A 21378-nucleotide genomic window follows, 5' to 3' on the forward strand; every position below is an offset into this window, starting at 1 on the left:
CGCGGGTATTCTCCTTGCTTTCGCGGGTATTTCCCCCAAGCTCAGGTATTCTGCCACGTTCCGCGAGTATTTCACTCCAAAGCGCGGGTATTCTGCCACGTTCCGCGGGTATTTCACTCCAAAGCGCGGGTATTCTGCCACGTTCCGCGGGTATCTCACTCCAAAACGCGGGTATTGTCCTCGCTTTCGCTGGTATTTCCTTCCAAAGCGCGGGTATTGTCCTCGCTTCTGCGGGTATTTCCTTCCAAAGCGCGGGTATTGTCCTCGCTTCCGCGATATTTCCCTCCAAAGCGTGGGTATTCCACTCCGATGCGCGGGGTTCAACTTGCTTCCACGGGTTTACCCTATAAAAGCGTATGGTATTTACCTTAAATTTAAAAACTTAAAATTCAAGTCCTTTAACAGCTGGAATTCCTTCGTCATAATAATGCTTTGTCGCATCAATGTTCGATACTAAATCTGCCATCGCAATAAGCGCTGGATTTGCGCTACGTCCTGTTACAACTAAATGCATTGTAGAAGGACGCTGTTGAATGGCTTCAATGACTTCGGCTAGTGGTAGCACATCATCGATTGGAAATTTTGTAATAGCAAGCGCATTGTTGAGCTCGTCTAATACGAGTAAATCAATACTGTCGTCTTGCAGGGCTGCCTTTGTTTTTTTCCATGCCTTTGCTAACGCAGCACGATGCTCTTCTGGTGTTTTTGTCCAAGTGAAGCCGATTCCCATTTGCTCCATTTCTACACCTAGCTTACGAAGAGCAATTTGCTCTCCGTATGTACGCTCTGGTGATTTAATAAATTGCATATAGCGTACATTTAGGCCTCGACCAACTGCACGCAGCGTGACGCCTAGAGAAGCTGTTGTTTTGCCCTTCCCTTCGCCTGTATAAACTAAAAACAAGCCTTTTCTAGCCATTGTTCAAGCCTCCCTTAAAGCCATGTTGTTTTTTCTTCAAATGGGGTACGTTTCTTGTCTTTAAGCTCCTGCTCTTCTGGATAGCCAATAAAAATAGTACCTACTACTTTTTGTGATTCATTCGCTCCGATAAATGCATGCATTCTTGCATCATGAACAAGCCCTACTCCACGTGTACGCCATACAAAGCCAAGTCCTAGCTCCTCCGCAGCAAGCCACATGGACATGATCGCACTACATACAGCAAAAACATTATCCTCTGTCGCATCAGTATCGTCTTCCACAATATCTGCCGTAACAACAATGGCAACAGGCGTTGTTTGCACAACTTTTAATGAACTTTCTACTAAATTTGGCTTCGTTGGGAATCGCTCCTGTAAATAAGCACTTGCCATTTCCTCATAGCGTTTCATCGCATCGCCTTGAATAACATAAAAATGCCAAGGCTCACGCATACGGTCGTTTGGAGCATAAGTGGCTGCTTGTAAAATTTGCTCTATTTTCTCTTTTTCAACAGGCTGTGTCGTGTAATTGCGAATCGCTCGACGATTTTTTAAAGCTTCAATTACTGTCATGTTGTTTCCTCCCTATGCTCACATAAGTCTTGTTATCTTTCTGAAAAGGCAAGTCCTTGCTCTTCAAACCATTGAATTTTCTCACGTACATTGACGACATCACCAACGACAATCATAGAAGGATTATGATAGCCTTCTCGTTCAATAATGCTAGCAATTTCAGCAAGCTGACCTGTAATGGTACGCTGTTGCTCTGTTGTTCCCCACTCAATAACTGCTACTGGAGTAGTTGCCTTACGACCATTTTCGATGAGCTTTTTGGAAATATAAGCAATATTGCCAACACTCATATAAAAAGCGACTGTATCGATACCTGTTGCAAGTGCAGGCCAATTTAAAAAGTCCTGTCCTTTTTCCTCACGACCATGTCCTGTTACAAGGGCAAAGCTTGTCGCAAAGTCTCGGTGTGTTACAGGAATACCTGCATATGCTGGCGCAGCAATTCCTGCAGTAATACCAGGGACGATTTCATAAGCAATACCATGATTTTTTAAGATTTCGGCTTCCTCTGCACCGCGACCAAAAACGAATGGATCGCCACCCTTTAAACGTGTGACAATCTTTCCTTCCTGCGCCTTTTCGACAAGTAATGTATGAATCTCATCTTGAATTAAGTGATGCTTACCAGGTAATTTACCGCAGTACACAAGTTCAGCATCTTTTTTCGCATACTCTAACAATTTAGGATTCACAAGACGGTCATACGCAATAACATCAGCCTTTTGAATACATTCTAGCCCATACACTGTAATGAGCTTTGGATCTCCTGGTCCAGCTCCAACCAAATATACTATTCCGTCTTTCATCGCGCTTCTCCCATCAGTAATTGTTGTAAATAAGCCTCACGTCTATCAATCTCTCCACTACGTGTCCATTCTAGTAAGCTTGGTTCAAGTAATGCTTGTAAAGCTGCACGTCTTTGCTGACCTTTCTCAAACTTAGCAGCAATCATTAAACGTGCCTGCTGTAGGAAGCATACATAGTCATCATAAACCTCATCAAATTGCTCTTCGAGATCAGCTTTGATTTTACGAGCTAATGCCGGACTGGCACCTGACGTTGAAACAGTCAACACTAAAGGACCACGGCGCACTGTTGCTGGCGTTATAAAATCGCTCTCAGCCTGTGCATCAGCGCGGTTAATGAGCTGCCAATGCTGGGCTGCTTCTTGTACAGCCTCATTTACAGACGTATCATTTGTTGCCGCTATAATGAGTGATGCATCATCTAAATCACGGGCTTCAAATTCTTTTTCACGCCACGTAATTTGTCCTGATCTAGCAAGGGGCATTAATGAGTCATCTAGAGTTGGACTAACAACGACAATATTTGCTTTAGCTGGAAGCAGTGATGCTACCTTCTGTGTTGCTACGTGCCCCCCACCAACAATCACTACGGTTTTATACTCAATGTTAATGTGAATAGGAAAATAATTAGTCATGATTTTTCACCTTCTTACAAGCTGTTAACCAATTGTCAACAAGCTTTGGGTTAGATACAAAATGAAAATGCGTATAGCCAGCCACTAGATTTCCTGCTTGGTAGCCCTCTTGTTTGTTACCAAATCGCCCTTTCGTTTGGTAAGCCGGTGTGTTATGTGTGCCGCTATACTTTGAATAATGGAATTCATGTCCCTTTGCTTCTTCATCCGTACCAATTAAAAAATTATTTTGTGTGCCAAAAATTTCACGGTAACCGAGAGCCGCTAGCTTTGCTTGCATCGCTACTTCTCCCGGAATAACACCAACCATGTCATAACGGTCACCATTGCTATTCGTAATAGCCTCCGTCAAATACATAAAGCCACCACACTCAGCTAATGTTGGTAGACCTTTGGCAATAGCATCGCGAATAGACTTTTTGACATCTGAATTTTTTGCCAAAACATCTGCAAATTCCTCTGGGAAGCCCCCGCCGATATACAATCCGTCTGCATCAGCCGGAACAGGCTCATTCGCAAGTGGTGAGAAAAATTGAAGCTCTGCTCCCTTTGCACGTAACAGTGCCAAATTTTCTTCATAATAGAAGTTAAACGCGGCATCCTTTGCTACAGCAATGCAAATATCCTTAGAGGGTTCTTCCACAAATAGTTGCCCTGATTCTTGTAAAACAGGAGCTTTTGTTAATTCAAGCAATTGATCTAAATCAATCGTCTCTGCCATTAAAGAGCCTAGTTTATCAAAAAATGTATTGAGTTCTCCTCGTTCGATTGCAGGGACTAATCCTAAATGGCGACTAGGAATATCAATCCCTTCCTCACGCTTTAAATATCCGATAACAGGAATACCACACTCCTGCTCTATAGCAGCCTTCGCAATTTCATAATGGCCGACACTTCCGACTTGGTTAGCAATGACGCCAACGATATTCGGTTTATCTGACAACAATTGGAAACCTTTTACAACTGCCGCTACACTTCGTGCCATACTCGCACAATTGACAATTAAAATAACAGGGCTCTCTGTTACAACACTAATGTCTGCTGCAGAGCCAGCATCCGATAACGGACTTTTTCCATCATAAAAGCCCATAACTCCTTCAATAATGGAAACATCAGCATCTTTGCTTGCGCGCGCGACAATATCACGCACTGCTTCATGTGAAAACATCCAGCTATCGATATTGCGTGATACACGTCCTGTAACAGCAGTATGATAAGTAGGGTCAATATAATCGGGACCACATTTAAAGCCCTGCACAATTTTGCCCTTTTCTTGTAATGCTTTCATGAGTCCAATGGTAAAGGTTGTTTTACCAACACCACTGCCAGTACCAGCTAGTACAAAGCGATTCGTTTGCATAGGCTTCCTCCTTAAAATGTTAATCTAGCAACAGAGATTGTAGCATTGCCCGATTTTTTCTTTTCTAGCACAAGCGATTCCACCTGCGCATAACGCATTGCTGCAGGCTCACTCACCCCGTATGCTCCCGTATATTTAAATACGGTTTCCGAAGGTGATGGGAAATCAATTTCATTTAATTCCGCTGGAGAATATGTAACAAATTCCCAATCGTATTTCTTTGTTATTTCTAGGAAGCATTCCTCATCTTTCTTTAAATCAATCGTGCATAGCGCTTTGACACTTTTTTTCGAAAGCTTCAGCTCTGCAAGAGTTTCATCAATGATTTGCTCAATTTCTTCCACAGATGTCCCACGATTACAGCCCATGCCAAGCACGACCGACTTTGGTCGATAAATTACACCATTTTCAAGAAGAACTTCTTCTTCTGGATCAATGATACGGTCAGTAATGAGCAATGTCGCATGTGGTTTCGCTTCAATCGCAGCATATGTTGACGGATAAATTTTAATTTGTTCTGGCATCGCTGTGTCACGCATCCACCAGTCACGCTCTCCCGTTTCCTGGACGATTGCAACATGTTCCTCGTTAACAACAGAGGCACTTACAGGTGTCAGTTTATCGGCACTATCCCATACCCAGCCAAAACGTGCACCAAATAAATCAACCGGAATGGTCTTTTGCACATCTGAAGCTGTCGTAATAATTGGATTTGCTCCAAGTGCTGCAGCTACTTCATGTGTCAGCTCATTGGCACCACCTAAATGACCTGATAAGACGCTAATCACATTTTCACCACGGTCGTCAATGACTACAACGCCAGGATCTGTCTTCTTATCCTTTAATATCGGTGCAATCATGCGTACAACTGCACCGAGTGAAATGATTAAAATCAAACCTTTATATTGCTTAAACAGAGTTGGCAGCAACAAACGCACAGTACCTGTAAACATTTGAATATGCTTTTCCGCTTCATCGCCCTGCTCAAATTTACTCATGTAATATAAGTCACTCGCAGCAAAAGTATGCTGCAAGCGACGTCCAATTTGAACACCGTGCTTTGTGATGGCTACAACTGCATAAGGATTTCGTTGATCAACCTCTGGCAATACGCCCTCTTGTAACTCAATCACTTGTCTTCACACCTTTTCTAAAGCCATGTGTGAAGGTAGCATCATATAATTTCGAACGATATTGATCCTTATCATGAATATTTGGATCTAATGCCCAGCCAGCTAAAATCATCGCATGCTTACGAATACCGTTGACACGCATTGCTTCATCCAATTCAATTAATGTTGTACGTACGATTTTTTGATCTGGCCAAGAAGCTCGTTGAATAACAGCTACTGGTGTATCATCAGCCCAGCCAGCATTTTGCAATTCTTTTACTATTTTCTTTGTTAACGTTGCGCTCAGGAATAATGCAATTGTACAATGGTGACTCGCTAAATCGCGTAGCTTTTCAAATTCTGGTACAGGTGTACGTCCTTCAGCACGTGTTAAAATAAGTGTTTGTGTTAAATCAGGAATTGTTAATTCTGCTCCGATTGCCGCTGCAGATGCGAAGACAGAGCTAACACCAGGAATAACCTCGTAGCCAATGCCTTCTTTTTTTAATAGTGCCACCTGCTCCATAATCGCTCCATACATTGCAGGGTCTCCTGTATGCATACGAGCTACTACTTTCCCCGCATTGACACGATCTACCATGACCGCTACCATTTCCTCTAAATGCATACCTGCCGTACGAATAACCTCTGCATCTGGTCGTGCCTTTGCAATAAGGTCCTCACTTACTAAAGAATCTGTATACATAACAACGTCCGCTGTTTGTAGCATATGTAAGCCTTTAACTGTAATTAAATCTGGATCACCAGGACCAGCGCCAACAATATATATTTTCTTCATTATTTACGCACCACCATTAACGTTAAATATTCTAAATCTACACCATCTAGCTCTCGTACATCCCAAATAACTTCCTCGTCAGACGTTACCTTTGTTACGACTGATGCCTTATCAAGTAAATCTAAGTCACGTAATACCTCAAGCATTAAATCAATTACCTTTGCTACTTTTATAAATACTACTGCATCGTGACTTTCAATCGCTTCACGCATTGCATCATAGTCATCATGGGCAGGGACAATCGCAACACGGTCATCGCCATCTGCCAGCGCGATTCCAAGTCGTGATGCTGAACCATTGAATGAAGAAATTCCAGGAACTGTTTGAATTTCAACATCAGGATGCATGTCCTGCATAAGCTTCATCATATGGATAAACGTACTATATAATAATGGGTCACCTTCTGTTACGAATGCGACGTCCTTACCTTCTTTTAATTTTTCATAAACAAGTTCAACTGATTTCGTCCATTCGCGTTCTAATACAGCCTCATCCTTCGTCATTGGAAATACTAAGCCAAGCATATCCTTTTCCTCTGGGTTGATGTAGACATCTACGATACGATGTGCATAGCTTTTACTACCTTTTAGTTTTTTCGGATACGCAATAACGGGCGATTCCTGAATAACACGGAATGCCTTAACTGTAATTAACTCTGGATCGCCAGGACCTACGCCCAAGCCATATAAAATACCAAGATTACTCATGATTTTCTTCCTTTCGATATGCAGAAATAATGTAAATAGGATTTAATGGGACAAAACGCGTCATATCTAATATTGGTTTACTGCGCGCAAGCTGTGCCTGCAATATGTCTACAGCAAAGCCACAAGACTTGAACGCTTCAACTGCCTTATATAAATTTTCAATGGTTGCAGCATTCAATACAATACGGCCATTTGGCTTTAAGCGTGTACAGCACAATTGTAATAGCTCCACCATTTCTCCTCCTGTGCCGCCGATAAAAATCGCATCCGGATCAGGGAAGTTTTCAAGTCCTGCTGGTGCTTTACTATGAATAGCTGTAATATCTACACGGAATTTTTGCTGATTTTGTAGGCAATTTTCTAAATCGGGAGCGTTTTTCTCCACTGCAAATATTTGACCTTCTGGCGCAAGCTTGCCTGCCTCAATCGCCATCGAACCCGTACATGTACCAACGTCCCAAATCGTGCTATCCTTTTGTAGCTGCATCGCTTGTAAGCTTAAGACGCGAATTTCTTTTTTCGTAATCAGACCTTTATCAGGCTTACGCTGTGAGAATTCTTCATCATCGATACCGAGTGCATAGCGTTTCGGTACTGAAGTTTGCTGTAAAATGACAACATTTAATGGAGAAAAATTAGCCATTTCTAATTCATCAAGCGAATACCAGCCGAATTTTTCATTTGTGCCTTGTAAATTTTCTGCAACAAATGCATTGTATTCTGTCATGCCAAAATGCTTTAAATAACGTGCTAGCTCATTCGGATTATTATCTGCATCTGTTAGCAGTGCCACTTTCTTTTTACCATCAATACGTTGGGCTAAACCTTTCATGGAACGCCCATGAATACTTGTGACATAAGCGTCCTGCCAGCTTTCCCCCATCTTTGAAAAAGCAAGCTGCACTGAGCTAATATACGGATAAACTTCAATGTCTAGCTTCTTCGCTAAATAACCACCGATTCCGTAAAATAATGGATCGCCAGACGCTAAGATCACTGTATTTCTTGATTCTGCAGATAATCTTTCAACAAGCGCTGAAAGACCACCTTTAATCAAAATTTTTTCACCAGTAAAGTTCGGGAAAAATTCTAGAACACGCTCCCCACCAACAAGTACCTCACAGTCTTCAATCCACTGCACATATTGCGGTAGCAAGCTTTCTTGTCCGTTATCCCCGATCCCAATCAATTTCATCGATCGATGCAATGTCATCAGCCCTTCCTAATAATTGTCCCTGCATCGAATAGATCGATGTAGAAAGCGTTAAACCGCCCTTAATGTGATGTAATGATGAATAACAGCAAGCTTCACATAAGTGGTTGAAGAATGCATCATAGCCCTTTTCTGCCATAATTTCTCCGACCTGTGAAGCGGTGTTTGCCTCTCGTACGTTTGTAACGGTTTCTTCATCCGCACCTATATCCACCGCTAATTGGGCTAAAAAGTTAAAATCAATTGGAGCACTTTTGGAGTGCACCATCATGACACCTTGTGCCACCTTTGAGAATTTCCCCATCATACCGACAAGTGATACTTGCTTCATACCAAGTCGCTTACAATGTTTTAATGTAAAGCCTACAAAATCGCCCATTTCTATAAACGCTTCCTCTGGCAAATGAGGGTACTGTGCCATCGCATACTTTTCACTTCGGCCACCAGTCGTAACAACTAAATGCTCACAACCAGCCTCTTTTGCAACACTAATTGCTTGGACAATACTAGCCATATAAGCGGAACTCGAAAAAGGCACGACGGTTCCCCTTGTGCCTAAAATGGAGATGCCTCCAATAATACCAAGTCTCCCATTTAACGTTTTTTTAGCAATTTCCTCACCTTTAGGGACGGAAATAACTATGTTAACGCCTCGTTTAATTTGAAATTCATCAAGTACGCCTTGTACAGTACTATGAATCATCTTCCGTGGTACTGGATTGATAGCTGCTTCTCCAACAGGCACTGGTAAGCCGGGCTTTGTTACACGCCCGACACCAATTCCACCGTCCAAATGAATGCCTGGTATATCCGACCAGCTTACTGTACCGATAATGAGTGCTTTATGTGTTGCGTCCGGGTCATCACCAGCATCTTTAATCGTTTCACAGCTTACAGTATCATGCTGAAATGTACACTTTTCTATCGTAAAGGTCGCATCTCGCCCAATCGGCAAATGAATGGTACTTGTTTCTTGCTCTTCATTTGTAATTAAGGCAAGTAATGCGGCCTTCGTTACTGCAGTCGCACAGGATCCCGTTGTATAACCGTGACGCATGTCCTTGGGATCCTTTTTAGGCTTCCGCTCCATTATTTTTTCGCCTGTTCATCCGCTAAAAGTGAGACAGCATTCAATGCGGCAACCGTCACTGTACTACCGCCTTTACGACCAACATTTGTAATATACGGAATACCTTCTAGTTTTAACAGCTCTTCCTTCGACTCAGCAGCGGAAACGAAGCCAACTGGCATACCGATAATTAAATCTGGTTTCGCTAAGCCTTCTTTAATTAAACGAATTAATTCCAGCAATGCTGTCGGTGCATTACCGATTGCATAAATGCCGCCTTCATGTAATTTAGCTGCCTTTTGCATAGAAATAATCGCACGCGTAGTGTTTTGTTTTTTCGCTTCAATCGACACATCTTCATCTGCAATATAGCAGTGTAAATCGCCACCATGTTTTTGGAAGCGTTTTTTCCCTGAACCACTTTCAATCATTTGCACATCTGCAATGACATGGCGACCAGCAAGAATTGATTTAATCCCTGCTTCAAGCGCACCTGGTGTAATAATTACGCTACGTCCTAGTTCAAAGTCAGCAGAAGCATGAATGATGCGACGTACTACTTTCCACTCATCCTCTGAGAAATTATGCTCGCCCATCTCCTCTGCAATAATAGAGAAACTGTAATCGTAAATTTTATCTGGGTCTACTGTTAATGGTTTGAAATCTGTTTTAAAGTCCATTTGTATTGCCTCCTAAAGTGTGTTTTGTACAGCTTGTAATACATCTTCAAATGTAGAATATTGCTGTCCGTATTTTATATTTGGTCTTGCAATTAAAATTGTTTCAATGCCACATGCAAGGGCAGCCTCAAGCTTTTCATCCACCGAGCCAACCTTGCCGCTTTCTTTTGTAATCATCAATGTCACATCATATTGACGAAAGAGGGCTTCATTTAATTCCTTTGAAAAAGGTCCCTGTATGGCAACAATATCTCTTTGTGCCACACCAAGTGCTTCGCATTTTTCCATATTATCGAGTCGAGGAAGCATACGCGCAATTACTCGTGTATTTTCTAAACCATGTAACACCTTTGTAAAAGTCGCCAGCGTTTTACTGCCCGTCGTTAGCATAATGACACCACGTTTTTCCGCTGCTAAATGGGCTGCCTCCTGGTAATCTTTCACAACCGTAATTAGTGAATGGGCATAATGCTCATGTGCACGTTCATAGCGAATATACGGAACATTCGCTTGCTCAGCTGCCGCCATCGCATTTTTTGAAGCTTCTTCAGCAAATGGATGAGAGGCATCTACAACTAAACGGTACCCTCGCTCTGTGATAATCGTCGCCATTTCCTCCGCCGTTAATCGACCGACTAAATGAGGAAGGCCTACTTCTGCAAGGCTTGAAGCGGCTGATTCAGTAACGACCGTAGCCGTCACAGCATAACCTGCTGACTGTATTTCAAGTGCTAGATTCCTAGCATCGCTCGTCCCTGCTAACATGAAAATCATTTCACTGGCTCCTCTTCATGGTGGTGATGATGGTCATGGTCGTGATCATGCTCGTGGTGATGGTGGTCATGGTCATGATCGTGATGGTGATGATGATGCGCATGTCCATGCACTGCCGCATAAGCACGATAATTTTCTAAATCTTGCTTACCTGTTGATGTACCATTTACAGCTTGCTCAATACGCTCTAATAGCACATTTTGCAAACGCTCATGATAGCCAAAATAGTTGGCAATTTGAATATCACAGTCAGCATATTTTTCGTTAAATTGCTTACACATACCATTCATACGTTCCATTAGGATACCTGTGAATAAAAAGTACGGTAGCATAATGATTTTTTTAGCACCAAGTTTCACACAGCGCTCAATTCCTTCTTCAACACGTGGATCTGTAACACCCATAAAAGCGCTTTCTACATACTGAACCGGGAGTTTTTCCCATAATAGGCGTGTAATTTTATAAAAATCACCATTTGCAGCTGGGTCACTGCCGCCTCTTGCAATTAATAAAATGGCAGTATCCTGATGTTCTTCTTCAGCATTAAAGCCGATTTCTGCTAAACGGTCTTCTAAAATAGCGAATATTTCGTCATGGATTCCGATTGTTTGACCGTATGTGAACGTTATATTTGGATAATGCTCACGTGCATGTTCGATTTCTGCTGGAATATGTAGTTTTGAATGTCCAGCATGAAGAAGAATAATCGGAATTACATGTACCTCTGTAGCACCCTTTTTCACACAGTTCGTAATACCTTCTTCAATATTTGGCGAAGCGAACTCTAAAAAACATGTTTCTACTAAAAAGTTATCATCAATGCGAGGTGTCATTTGCTCGATAAACGTGCGTACCTCATCATTTCCTGCAGCTAAACGGCTCCCGTGGCCGACAAATAAAATTGCTTTCATCTCATTACTCCTCACTAGTCGCCGCATGGAGCTGGCTCTACTTTTATTTTTGAAGACATATCCTGATACGTAAAATGTAGGATCTTTTTCACACGCTTGAAGTATTTAAACAAACGTTCATTTGGATGCGCATTTGCTTTATATTCTTCGATAATGTCGGTGATAAGTGGTATGAGCTGTTCAGGCTCTAGCCCCTCCACAACTGGCTGGGCCGCATGTGCTGTACGACCAACCGGCTTGGCACCTATAAAAACATCAAATTTACTTTTACGATAAACAATTCCAATATCATCGAATACCGCTCGATAACACGCCATACCGCAGCCGTTAAAGCCAATATTTAATGTTTTCGGTAACGACATACCACCAAGCTTTGCTTGAATCTCTTCAGCATACGGAATCGAATCGTACTTTTCTCCATAACAGAAGTCACAAGCCTTTAACGATAACACGTCACCAAGTGGTGCTAGTAAAAAGCCCACTTCACGAAGCTTTGCTGTAATCTCTTCAGGTTCAGACGTTGGAATTTTTAAATGAATTTGATGGTCAGGTGTATACTCCATCGTTCCTTCCTCACCAACTACCTCAGCTAACGTCATCATTTGTTGAGGAGTAAAAAACTTATTGGCTACTCCTGGACTAACAGCTAATTCAAAAACAGATTCGATTTTTTGTTGAACGAGCTTAGGTGTTACTTTCACAGCGCTCGTTCCCTTCACCATTGCAAGAGCAGCTGTCGCCAATTCAAGTGACGATTTTTTAGACTTTGGTTGTGGTGTTATATCTAAACTGGGCTTAATACGATTGGCATTAGGATCTGTCGCAAAATCATTACGCGCTGCTCCTGTTTCTTGATTCATCGCCCATGGTTCATTTTCTTCCTTAAGTCGTTGATGTGGTCGTAACGGTTGTTTTTCTTCACCAAGTGTATATTTGCGCTGATAACCACGTGGCGTAATCATTTTATTGTCGTAGAAGAATGTTGTTGAATTCCCGATAATAACTGTAGTTAACATGCCGATATCATGTTCAAGCATTTCTGCTAAAGTCGTCATCGTAATTTCCTGACGGTCACGATATGCGCTTTTCACAAGTCCAACCGGCGTATCTGGTGAACGATATTCTAATAAAATTCGTTGTGCCTCAACGATTTGTCTCGTACGACGTCCACTTTTTGGGTTATAAAGTGCAATAACAAAATCCGCCATTGCTGCTGCTTCTACTCGCTTTGCAATTAAATTCCAAGGCGTTAAGTGGTCACTTAAACTAATGGTACAGGCGTCATGCATAATCGGAGCACCTAGTAAACTTGCACACGAATTAATAGCAGAAATACCTGGAACAATTTCTACCTCGACACCAGTTGCTTCCGTCCAGCCTAGCTCGATTAAAACCTCATACACTAATCCTGCCATTCCATAAACACCAGCATCACCGCTGGAAATAACAGATACAATACTTCCAGCCTCCGCTTGGCGCACAGCTTCCTGTGCTCGCGAAACTTCCTCTGTCATACCAGTACTAATAATCGACTTTGCGCTAACTAAATCCTGAATAAGTTCAACATAAGTTTTATAGCCTATGATCATATCACTTTGTTGTAGTGCCTCCACAGCACGATTCGTAATATGTTTAAAATCTCCAGGGCCAAAGCCAACTACGAAAATCTTACCTTTTTGCGCCATTTTGTTACCCCTCTTTCACCTTTTCAATACCTTTAATGGCTGTTGTCTGTGCTGTACGTTGTAACGAACCTTCACGCAATGTAAAGACATGCTCATTATGTAACGCTTCATGATTTAGATCTTGCACAAGTGCCTTCGCATGCTCCGTTGTCGGCACGCGATACCAATTCCCTTGAGGATAAGCAATGACAACACAAGCATCCTTACACCTGCCATTACATCGGGTCCTCGTTGTATGTATTTCCTTATCAAGTGCTAGCAATTGTATTTCATCACGGATTGCCTGTGTAATGTCCTCTGCATCTTTTTTCATACAGCTACTACCGTTGCAAATAAAGAGATGCGTTTTCATCCCCTCTAAATTCCATGTTGTCATAATCGTTCTCCCCTCATTTGCTTTTAGGAAAAAGAAAAACCTTTACTCTAGACGAAGAGTAAAGGTTTAGTAGAAGCCAAATAAAAACGAATATATAAGAGTACTCGCTTTCGCTTCAACTTCTCCCTCCGAAAAGTTTGCATGCAGCATCACATAAGCAGGTTTCCTGACTTAAGCTTCCTTTTACTTTCGCACCTTCCCATTTTTTATAAATGGTGGCCTTTGCGATTTCATCAGCTATTACAGTAGCGGGGGCTGTATCGGATTTTCACCGAATTCCCTATTATCTTGAAAATATTCAAGCACTTATGGACGTTTTATATGAATTTAGTTTTAACTTCTTTCAGCAAGTATCCAAACATCCGCTGAAAGAAGTTAAAGCCTCCGGCGGATGTCACAAAATCGGAAAGGAGTTCTTTATGCAAGCACAAAGCCGATTCCGGACGCAATTATGCCGTGGCATAATTGATTTTGATAAAACTGTTTCTATCATAGCTTATTTTTTTAAAATTTCAATATTTCTTTCTTAATTTGTGACATTTTTATTAATTATTTTTAGAAAAATGTGACATTCCTTTTCTATTTATCCGAATTTTCGACATAGAGACTAAATTAAAAATTTTTTCACAAAAAGTATAGCATATTTATGGAACATCATGTTACACTTTGTCGTGAAATCTCACAACTTCATCTTTTTCGGTGCGAATTGTTCAGCATTTCGCTTAAAAGGGAAGCCGGTTTAAATCCGGCGCGGTCCCGCCACTGTACTAGGGAGTTTTATAGATTATGTCACTGTCCAAAGGATGGGAAGGCCTATAAAACGTTGAACTAAAGCCAGGAGACCTGCCGAAAAATATGTGATCGTTTCAACCTACGAGGATGGGTGTGCGGCTTAGCAGATTAGAACTTATTTGCTTTTTTAGCTATGCACTTTTCCACAAACGGAGAAGTGCTTTTTTTTCATTTAGAAGAGACTCCATCTCAAGGTAGTAGATGAGTACAGATATGGTTCCAGCCGGACCAAAACACCTAATGAATGAAAAAAAGCCTCCGGCGGATGTCACGGATTTTGAAAGGAATGAATTGTGCTTGCACAATTCAAAATCCGGACGCAATTACGCCAAGGCGAAATTGTATCGATCGCATACTAATTCGAAAAATTTTAATGTGAGGAGGAGAGATTTTTGAAATTCTCAGGTTGGAAGCTTAGTTATTTCTTATTGGCATTTTTATTCGTGCCAGATCGTGCATTTGCGATGCATATTATGGAGGGCTTTTTGCCAATCGAATGGGCAATTTTTTGGTGGGTCGTATCAATTCCATTTATTATTTTAGGATTACGTTCTATTCGAAAAACCATTGATGAAAATCCTGAAACAAAAATGATATTAGGTCTTTCGGGTGCCTTTGCCTTTGTGCTATCAGCTTTAAAAATCCCTTCTGTAACAGGAAGTTGCTCACACCCAACAGGAGTTGGGCTTGGGACAGTTCTTTTTGGACCATTAGCGATGAGTGTTATCGGGACAATCGTATTATTATTCCAAGCTTTACTTTTAGCTCATGGTGGACTTACAACTTTAGGTGCTAATGCCTTTTCTATGGCAATTGCTGGTCCTATTATTGCTTATTATGTTTTTAAGGGCTCTCAAAAAATGGGGTTATCATTTTCAGTAGCCGTATTCTTAGCAGCAATGCTTGGTGATTTAGGTACATATGTTGTCACTTCTGTACAATTAGCACTTGCCTTCCCTTCTGAGGTCGGTGGCTTTATGGCTTCATTCACAAAGTTTGCTGGAATTTTCGCGTTAACACAAATTCCTCTTGCTGTTAGTGAAGGAATATTAACCGTTATCGTTATGAACTTCTTGAAGAAATACAATGTAAGTGAATTAAAAGCTTTACGTGTTTTCTCAGCAAAGGAGGTACACTAACATGAAAAAAAACTTACTGCTCATAGCAATTGTTGTGTTATTAGCAATCGTTCCCCTATTTATTCAAAAAGGTGCAGAATTCGGAGGGGCTGATGGCGAAGCGGAAGCAGCGATTAGTGAAATAGATGCAAGCTACGAGCCATGGTTTGAAAGCTTTTGGGAGCCACCAAGTGGTGAAATTGAAAGCTTATTATTCGCACTACAAGCTGCTATTGGCGCTGGATTTATCGGCTATTTCATCGGCTTAATGCGCGGCAAACATAAAGAGGGTTAAACGCTATGTTACTCATTGATAAGTATGCTTATATGAACAAACTAGCGTCTGTTCATCCGCTAGAAAAAATGACGTTATCCCTTGGACTACTTTTATTGTCGCTTATCATGAGAGATGAACGAATTTCACTCATTACATTTATTGTGATGAGTGCTTCTATCATTTTAGGCGCAAAAATCCCTACAAAATATTATGCAAAATTACTATTGCTACCAGGATTCTTTTTACTATCAAGTTTAGTATCAATTTTAATTTCTATAGCGCGATCAACTAGCACGCTACCAACGCACATTTGGTCATTTTCACTTAATAGTTGGACGATTTTTATCGGCAGTGCGAGCCTCGTGACAGCTCAACAGCTTTTTTTCATCGTCCTTGGCAGCATCAGCTGTTTGTATTTTTTAATTCTCACAACATCAGTCCAATCTATTTGTTACGTCCTACGACAATGGCGACTTCCTACTCTATTTGTAGAGTTAGTAGAGCTAACGTATCGGTTTATTTTTATCTTTTTAGACAGTATGCAAAAAATTCATCTTGCCCAGCAGGCTCGTCTAGGATACAGCTCCCCTATGCAGTGGCTTCGCTCAGTATCAATGCTGATTGCAGCTTTACTTGCTGAGATGTTCCAACGAAGTCGTGAGTTAAACAATGCGATGGAAGCACGTGGTGGCGAAACTGTCTATTGGCAGGAGAATGTTACCTATAGCATGAAAAACTGGCTAGGTATTTCTGCTATTTTTATACTCCTCATCATTTATGGAGGTTTTTTCTGATGACAGACTTATATTTTGAATTAACACATTTATCCTACGCTTACGCAGATGGAACTCATGCCTTAACAGATATTACACTTCAGATTCCAAAGGGAAAAAAAATTGCTTTGCTTGGTCATAATGGGGCTGGAAAATCAACATTATTTCAGCATCTGAATGGAATTTTGAAACCTACCGCTGGAAGTATATCTTTTTGTGGCAAAGAACTTAATTATAGTAGAAAAGCATTAAAAGAATTACGTCAACAGGTTGGTATTGTATTTCAGGATGCTGACAACCAGCTTTTTTCTGGTACAGTGAAGCAGGATATTGCATTCGGACCATTGAATCTTGGCTGGACAACTGAAAAAATTGAAGAAAAAATTACATGGGCTGTCGCTCAAACCGAAGTTGAAGCATTGTTAGATAAACCCATACATTTTTTAAGTGTTGGACAGAAAAAACGTGTCGCTATGGCAGGAGTACTTGCAATGGAACCATCTATTTTATTATTAGATGAACCGACAGCTGGACTAGATAATTATTATAGTGCACAAGTTTTACAGTATTTAGCTACGTTAGAGAACGGTGAACGAACAATTTTACTGGCAACCCATGATATCCCATTAGCCTATGAATGGGCAGATCAAATAATCGTGATGGAAGCTGGGAGAATTATTTATAATGGGGATCCTGTTAAAATGTTCTATCAAGCGGATCTGCTTGAGAAAGCCCATCTTGAACGCCCATGGGTCTTTGAAATGGCCATTGCCTTACAAAATAAAAATCTATTTGAGAAAAACATCAAAATGCCTCGTTCGAAGGAAGATTTACACAGACTTATTGAGCAGCTGTAAGATAATTTTTGGCCCTAGTTGATACTTTTCAATTGCGACTGAACCATCTCCTACGCTAATTTAACAAAGCTGTAGGAATGGTAGAGGTTGCCTGTATTATCTCCCTTCTACATATTTTTATCATCTGTAAAATATAATGGAAATATATAGAATGGTACCTTTGGGAATATATATACAATTTACGAAACTTTTCTATTACTCATTCGTATTAGTATAGATGACCCAATTATTTAAGACATCCAAGGAGGGAAAACAGTTGAAGAACTGGAAGAAGAATTCAATCGCTATAGTAGCGTCTGCAGCACTAATGGTTCCTACTACTTCTGCCTTTGCTGAAGCACCACAAAAAGCAGCAAAGAACCAAGAGTTAGTGAAAGTTGCTAGCAATAAGGATCAATTATCTAAAAATCAAAAAGAATGGATTAGTAAGGATACTATTATCGTCAAGCATTCCAATCTTGATAAGAATGTGCACAAAAAAATTGGCGCAAAAGTGATCCGCTCTATTCCTTCATTAGGATACGATGTTATCCAACTAAACAAAGGAACAAATTTAGAAAAAGCAGTTTCATTTTACGCGAAACAGAAAGGGGTTAAAAATGTATCCCCAAGCTATGTGTATTATTCCTTCGGTACAGAGGTAGATCCAAAGAAACAGGATATGTATCATTTGAACCTTCTTCAAATTGATAAAGCACTAGAATTAGCTGGCAACAATGATGTAAAAGTAGCCGTTATCGATGGTGGTGTGGATTTTAAGCATCCAGATTTAAAATCGCAAGTGTTACCGCCATTTAATGCAGCAGCCCCTGCCAATAATCCTTATCCTAACGACCACGGAACACATGTGGCTGGAATTGTTGGTGCAGCAAAAGATAATGGGATTGGAGGCCATGGGATTAATCCAAATGCTAAGATTCTTCCAATTGATGTATTTAACGGAAAAGAAGGTACTACTGATTACTTCATAGCACAAGGAATCCTTTACGCGATTGAGCAAGAAGCAGATGTTATCAATATGAGCCTTGGCGGCTATGGAGAATCTCCATTAGTGAAGGAAGCTGTTCAGAAAGCGATTGATAAAGGCATTACCGTTGTAGCAGCTGCTGGTAATGAATCGACAGATGAATACTTCTTCCCTGCTTCATACGAAGGCGTTATTAGTGTAGGCTCTACGAATGAAAGAAACAAACTATCAAGCTATTCAAACTATGGTCCATCAGTTGACCTAGTAGCTCCAGGTGAAGATATATACAGTACAGTACATGATGAGAAAAAAGGCTCATCATTTGCAAAAATTAGTGGAACGTCGATGGCATCTCCCGTTGTTGCAGGTGTGGCATCCCTACTAAAATCAAAATATCCAGATTTAAAGCCTTATGAAATAGAAGCTATTCTCGAAATGACCGCAAAGGATTTAGGTGACAAGGGCTATGATCTTACATATGGACATGGTCTGATAGATCCTGTGAAAGCATTACAGTTTAATATTAAGAATCTACCAAAACAGTATTCTGAAACAAAAGAAGAGCGCTTGAAAAACGCAAAAGTCCTTAAAAAAGATACCTTAAATACCGAAAAAGGCGAATTCAAGTTACCGGATGAAAAGAAATGGTACAAGGTTGATCTAGACGCAAAGGAATATGCTCAACTGACATTAAAAGGTGCAAACAAATATGATTATGCATTTGATTTGTACTTCTATCCTGAAGGTCATAACGAAGAAGTAGAACCAATTAACGTCAATGATGTTCGCGTAGGCAAACAAGAAGGTTACCTATATGAAGCAGATCAAAAAGGAACCCTTCTGATTGGGGTTAAAGATCGAAATGGCAGCTATAGCTCAAAGGGTGACTCTAACTACGTCTTCACGGCTCAAACGACTAAAAAATTACCAATTGATGCATTAGATATGGAACATATGGAGAAGATTGAAAAATTCCCATTCAGTACAGCCGGGAAGAACTATACCCTACTTTCTGAAGATCATATAGGTGACAAAGATTATTTTACATTTTCAGTGAATGAACCAACGACACTGAAATTTGATTTAACTGGGATTCCAGGTGTTACTGCATCCATGGAGCTTTATCGAAAAGAAGACTTAGTTAATGTTCCGACAGAGAAAGACGATGCTGAAGGATTAAATGAGGCCTATCCAATCCGAGCATCTTACGGCACGGATAAAGGCGATGGAGTAAACTTAGTTGTTGATGCTATGCCAGATGAAGAGTATGTAATAAGCGTATCTAATAAAAACAGTAACAAGTTTTCACTTGATATGTTCTTTAGCGGTGGTATTAAAACTGAAGAAACTATTAGTGAATCAATCATTCCTTACACATTAAAAGGTGAAGTCGTAACCCTTCCTAAAGATGAAGACGGCCTTTCATTAAATGGAGGAATGCCAGAAAACAACGTACAAAAGGATATTTTACCTTTAACTGAATATAATACAAAAAAACTTAATCAACTAAATGATTTTATGGATATGTTCATGAATCCAGGTGGTATGGAACAACCAGAAAACGTTGACCAAATTATGGAACAAGCGATTCGTTTTGAAGTAGGTCAAGACCAAAAAGCATACTTCCAAACTGAAGATGATGAAGATTACTTCACATTTACTGCTAAAGAAGATGCCGTATATGGTTTCCAAATTCAAAAAGGTATGAACCAATCACCGGCTGGTACTATATTTGAATATGATGAGAAAACAAATGAATTAAATCCAGTTACTTCATTAACGAATGATATGGGACTACTCGGGCTAATTCTAGGACAAACAAGTGATCCAAACAATGCTAAGACAATTGCATTGAAAAAGGACAAAACCTATGTTGTAAAAGTAATGAATCTTGGTGACCGTTCCGCTGAACCATATACACTTAAAACAAGTAAAATGGCAGCTATTCCAGAAGACGATAATAGAAATAATAATTCGCCAATAGCTGCTAAAACGATTCGACCAGGTGTCACTAACAAAGATCATCTCATTTATCAAGATGATACAGATTTCTACTACTACAAACAAAAAGGCAACGATGAAGTCATGAGTCTTCTTATTTCTTCTGTACCATTTACAAAAGAACAGCTAGATCAATTACCTAAAGAACTTCAAAATGACTTAAAGTTTTCAGGCGTCATTATTGAAGATACAAATGGTAACATGGAAATTGATCCAGAAGAAATGGCAACACAAATTCCATTTGGACAAGGTGAAGACCTCCTTCAAATGCTACTCGGTCTTGGAGGAACAACAGATGTAAATACATCTTTTAAAGCCAAAAAGGATCACGGTTATTTTATTGTTCTTAACGGAAGCAATGTTGGACAAGTATCAATCCAACCATATACGTTAACTTTGTTTGATCATAAAAATGTAGATGAAGATGCTGATTCTAAGTTAGTTAACGGTATACCTACAAAACCAACTGTACTTACGAAAAAAGACGCTAAATGGGTAGCTACTCAATATCTAAATGCCGGTGTTCCATTTGGCGATAAAGACTATTTTGAATTTAAAAACGACAGCAAACGCGATGTGTACTTCTCTCTTCAAACAGAGAAAGCACTAGATGGCGTCATCCGTATTATTGATGCAAATGGAAAAACAGTAGAAACATTAGATCTTTACGGAGCTGGAGATGCTGAAATAGGTACAGTCGAACTGGATAAAGGAACTTACTATATTGAAGTAAGTGAATATTACGGCAAAGCTAGTACTCAACCATATACACTTGAAATCAAATAAGATTTAAATCCCCTTGGACTGAAAAAATGAACTTAGTAATAGAATCGAATTTTCGGTTGAAGATAGAGTTAAAAAATTATCCCCTAGATGATGAAAATCTAGGGGATTTTTTAATTTCTCTAAAATGATCCTTGAGATGAAAAAATGGATGTTGGGGCATAGAAAATTGTATCCTCATTATTTTAA

20 protein-coding genes and 2 riboswitches are annotated in these 21378 nt (G+C 40.3%); of the genes, 5 read left to right on the forward strand and 15 right to left on the reverse strand.

The features are described 5' to 3' along the window. Positions 1-382: 382 nt before the first annotated feature. From ACQKMV_RS18210 to ACQKMV_RS18280, 15 genes are read right to left on the reverse strand one after another with little or no spacing between them, the layout of a single operon-like run. Positions 383-919, reverse strand: a complete 537-nt coding sequence (locus tag ACQKMV_RS18210; protein WP_368636722.1) for a cob(I)yrinic acid a,c-diamide adenosyltransferase — start codon at positions 917-919, stop codon at positions 383-385. A 14-nt stretch (positions 920-933) separates the two neighbouring features. Further along, positions 934-1494: a nitroreductase family protein gene (locus ACQKMV_RS18215; protein ID WP_427505635.1), complete on the reverse strand. Its 561-nt coding sequence runs from the start codon at positions 1492-1494 to the stop codon at positions 934-936. A gap of 32 nt (positions 1495-1526) precedes the next feature. Continuing rightward, positions 1527-2300, reverse strand: coding sequence for a uroporphyrinogen-III C-methyltransferase (gene cobA / locus ACQKMV_RS18220; protein WP_427505637.1), 774 nt, complete (start codon positions 2298-2300; stop codon positions 1527-1529). After that, positions 2297-2935, reverse strand: coding sequence for a precorrin-2 dehydrogenase/sirohydrochlorin ferrochelatase family protein (locus ACQKMV_RS18225; protein ID WP_427505638.1), 639 nt, complete (start codon positions 2933-2935; stop codon positions 2297-2299). The genes cobA and ACQKMV_RS18225 overlap by 4 nt, the downstream gene beginning before the upstream one ends. Then, a complete protein-coding gene (locus tag ACQKMV_RS18230) occupies positions 2928-4295 on the reverse strand; it encodes a cobyrinate a,c-diamide synthase (RefSeq protein WP_427505639.1) in 1368 nt (455 codons plus the stop codon). The genes ACQKMV_RS18225 and ACQKMV_RS18230 overlap by 8 nt, the downstream gene beginning before the upstream one ends. 11 nt (positions 4296-4306) lie before the next feature. After that, positions 4307-5428, reverse strand: coding sequence for a cobalt-precorrin 5A hydrolase (locus ACQKMV_RS18235; protein WP_427505641.1), 1122 nt, complete (start codon positions 5426-5428; stop codon positions 4307-4309). After that, positions 5421-6206, reverse strand: a complete 786-nt coding sequence (cobM, locus tag ACQKMV_RS18240) for a precorrin-4 C(11)-methyltransferase (RefSeq protein WP_337989697.1) — start codon at positions 6204-6206, stop codon at positions 5421-5423. Before cobM ends, ACQKMV_RS18235 begins: the two co-directional genes overlap by 8 nt. Then, on the reverse strand, positions 6206-6913 hold the full coding sequence (gene cobI / locus ACQKMV_RS18245; protein ID WP_427505642.1) for a precorrin-2 C(20)-methyltransferase: 708 nt from the start codon (positions 6911-6913) through the stop codon (positions 6206-6208). Before cobI ends, cobM begins: the two co-directional genes overlap by 1 nt. Then, positions 6906-8126: a precorrin-6y C5,15-methyltransferase (decarboxylating) subunit CbiE gene (cbiE, locus tag ACQKMV_RS18250; RefSeq protein WP_427505644.1), complete on the reverse strand. Its 1221-nt coding sequence runs from the start codon at positions 8124-8126 to the stop codon at positions 6906-6908. Before cbiE ends, cobI begins: the two co-directional genes overlap by 8 nt. Beyond that, complete coding sequence (locus ACQKMV_RS18255; RefSeq protein WP_427505645.1) at positions 8083-9216, reverse strand: cobalt-precorrin-5B (C(1))-methyltransferase; 1134 nt, start codon at positions 9214-9216, stop codon at positions 8083-8085. The genes cbiE and ACQKMV_RS18255 overlap by 44 nt, the downstream gene beginning before the upstream one ends. Then, positions 9216-9875 carry a precorrin-8X methylmutase gene (locus ACQKMV_RS18260; protein WP_053483787.1) on the reverse strand — a complete coding sequence of 220 codons (660 nt, stop codon included), beginning with the start codon at positions 9873-9875 and terminating at the stop codon, positions 9216-9218. The genes ACQKMV_RS18255 and ACQKMV_RS18260 overlap by 1 nt, the downstream gene beginning before the upstream one ends. Positions 9876-9887: 12 nt before the next feature. Continuing rightward, positions 9888-10649, reverse strand: coding sequence for a precorrin-6A reductase (cobK, locus tag ACQKMV_RS18265; RefSeq protein ID WP_427505647.1), 762 nt, complete (start codon positions 10647-10649; stop codon positions 9888-9890). Further along, positions 10646-11560 (reverse strand): sirohydrochlorin chelatase, encoded by a 915-nt coding sequence (locus ACQKMV_RS18270; RefSeq protein ID WP_427505648.1) that lies wholly within the window; start codon positions 11558-11560, stop codon positions 10646-10648. Before ACQKMV_RS18270 ends, cobK begins: the two co-directional genes overlap by 4 nt. Positions 11561-11574: 14 nt before the next feature. Beyond that, positions 11575-13245, reverse strand: a complete 1671-nt coding sequence (gene cobJ / locus ACQKMV_RS18275; protein ID WP_427505650.1) for a precorrin-3B C(17)-methyltransferase — start codon at positions 13243-13245, stop codon at positions 11575-11577. Between the two features lie 4 nt (positions 13246-13249). Beyond that, complete coding sequence (locus ACQKMV_RS18280; protein WP_427505652.1) at positions 13250-13621, reverse strand: (2Fe-2S) ferredoxin domain-containing protein; 372 nt, start codon at positions 13619-13621, stop codon at positions 13250-13252. A 138-nt stretch (positions 13622-13759) separates the two neighbouring features. Beyond that, a riboswitch (cobalamin riboswitch) is annotated at positions 13760-13946 on the reverse strand. Between the two features lie 355 nt (positions 13947-14301). Then, a riboswitch (cobalamin riboswitch) is annotated at positions 14302-14486 on the forward strand. Positions 14487-14805: 319 nt separating this feature from the next. On the opposite strand from ACQKMV_RS18280, the gene ACQKMV_RS18285 reads away from it, so the two are divergent. The 5 genes from ACQKMV_RS18285 to ACQKMV_RS18305 all read left to right on the forward strand — a co-directional run bounded on the left by ACQKMV_RS18285 (position 14806) and on the right by ACQKMV_RS18305 (position 21192). Further along, complete coding sequence (locus tag ACQKMV_RS18285; protein WP_427505653.1) at positions 14806-15552, forward strand: energy-coupling factor ABC transporter permease; 747 nt, start codon at positions 14806-14808, stop codon at positions 15550-15552. Between the two features lies 1 nt (position 15553). After that, the gene (locus ACQKMV_RS18290; RefSeq protein ID WP_427505655.1) at positions 15554-15826 is read left to right on the forward strand and encodes an energy-coupling factor ABC transporter substrate-binding protein; all 273 of its coding nucleotides are present in this window, start codon (positions 15554-15556) and stop codon (positions 15824-15826) included. A gap of 5 nt (positions 15827-15831) precedes the next feature. Then, positions 15832-16602, forward strand: coding sequence for a cobalt ECF transporter T component CbiQ (cbiQ, locus tag ACQKMV_RS18295; protein ID WP_427505656.1), 771 nt, complete (start codon positions 15832-15834; stop codon positions 16600-16602). Beyond that, the gene (locus tag ACQKMV_RS18300) at positions 16602-17438 is read left to right on the forward strand and encodes an energy-coupling factor ABC transporter ATP-binding protein (protein WP_427505658.1); all 837 of its coding nucleotides are present in this window, start codon (positions 16602-16604) and stop codon (positions 17436-17438) included. Before cbiQ ends, ACQKMV_RS18300 begins: the two co-directional genes overlap by 1 nt. A 256-nt stretch (positions 17439-17694) precedes the next feature. Next, positions 17695-21192 carry a S8 family peptidase gene (locus tag ACQKMV_RS18305; RefSeq protein ID WP_427505659.1) on the forward strand — a complete coding sequence of 1166 codons (3498 nt, stop codon included), beginning with the start codon at positions 17695-17697 and terminating at the stop codon, positions 21190-21192. Positions 21193-21378: the final 186 nt, after the last annotated feature.

The organism is Lysinibacillus sp. NPDC094403, from assembly GCF_050278745.1.
In the GTDB taxonomy this organism is placed as follows: Bacteria; Bacillota; Bacilli; order Bacillales_A; family Planococcaceae; genus Lysinibacillus.

What these genes read in the sequence shown, in the direction of transcription:
- ACQKMV_RS18210 (WP_368636722.1), bottom strand. Translation starts at nt 919, where the DNA reads ATGGCTAGAAAAGGCTTGTTTTTAGTTTATACAGGCGAAGGGAAGGGC.
- ACQKMV_RS18215 (WP_427505635.1), bottom strand. Translation starts at nt 1,494, where the DNA reads ATGACAGTAATTGAAGCTTTAAAAAATCGTCGAGCGATTCGCAATTAC.
- cobA (WP_427505637.1), bottom strand. Translation starts at nt 2,300, where the DNA reads ATGAAAGACGGAATAGTATATTTGGTTGGAGCTGGACCAGGAGATCCA.
- ACQKMV_RS18225 (WP_427505638.1), bottom strand. Translation starts at nt 2,935, where the DNA reads ATGACTAATTATTTTCCTATTCACATTAACATTGAGTATAAAACCGTA.
- ACQKMV_RS18230 (WP_427505639.1), bottom strand. Translation starts at nt 4,295, where the DNA reads ATGCAAACGAATCGCTTTGTACTAGCTGGTACTGGCAGTGGTGTTGGT.
- cobM (WP_337989697.1), bottom strand. Translation starts at nt 6,206, where the DNA reads ATGAAGAAAATATATATTGTTGGCGCTGGTCCTGGTGATCCAGATTTA.
- cobI (WP_427505642.1), bottom strand. Translation starts at nt 6,913, where the DNA reads ATGAGTAATCTTGGTATTTTATATGGCTTGGGCGTAGGTCCTGGCGAT.
- cbiE (WP_427505644.1), bottom strand. Translation starts at nt 8,126, where the DNA reads ATGACATTGCATCGATCGATGAAATTGATTGGGATCGGGGATAACGGA.
- ACQKMV_RS18255 (WP_427505645.1), bottom strand. Translation starts at nt 9,216, where the DNA reads ATGGAGCGGAAGCCTAAAAAGGATCCCAAGGACATGCGTCACGGTTAT.
- ACQKMV_RS18260 (WP_053483787.1), bottom strand. Translation starts at nt 9,875, where the DNA reads ATGGACTTTAAAACAGATTTCAAACCATTAACAGTAGACCCAGATAAA.
- cobK (WP_427505647.1), bottom strand. Translation starts at nt 10,649, where the DNA reads ATGATTTTCATGTTAGCAGGGACGAGCGATGCTAGGAATCTAGCACTT.
- ACQKMV_RS18270 (WP_427505648.1), bottom strand. Translation starts at nt 11,560, where the DNA reads ATGAAAGCAATTTTATTTGTCGGCCACGGGAGCCGTTTAGCTGCAGGA.
- cobJ (WP_427505650.1), bottom strand. Translation starts at nt 13,245, where the DNA reads ATGGCGCAAAAAGGTAAGATTTTCGTAGTTGGCTTTGGCCCTGGAGAT.
- ACQKMV_RS18280 (WP_427505652.1), bottom strand. Translation starts at nt 13,621, where the DNA reads ATGACAACATGGAATTTAGAGGGGATGAAAACGCATCTCTTTATTTGC.
- ACQKMV_RS18290 (WP_427505655.1), top strand. Translation starts at nt 15,554, where the DNA reads ATGAAAAAAAACTTACTGCTCATAGCAATTGTTGTGTTATTAGCAATC.
- cbiQ (WP_427505656.1), top strand. Translation starts at nt 15,832, where the DNA reads ATGTTACTCATTGATAAGTATGCTTATATGAACAAACTAGCGTCTGTT.
- ACQKMV_RS18300 (WP_427505658.1), top strand. Translation starts at nt 16,602, where the DNA reads ATGACAGACTTATATTTTGAATTAACACATTTATCCTACGCTTACGCA.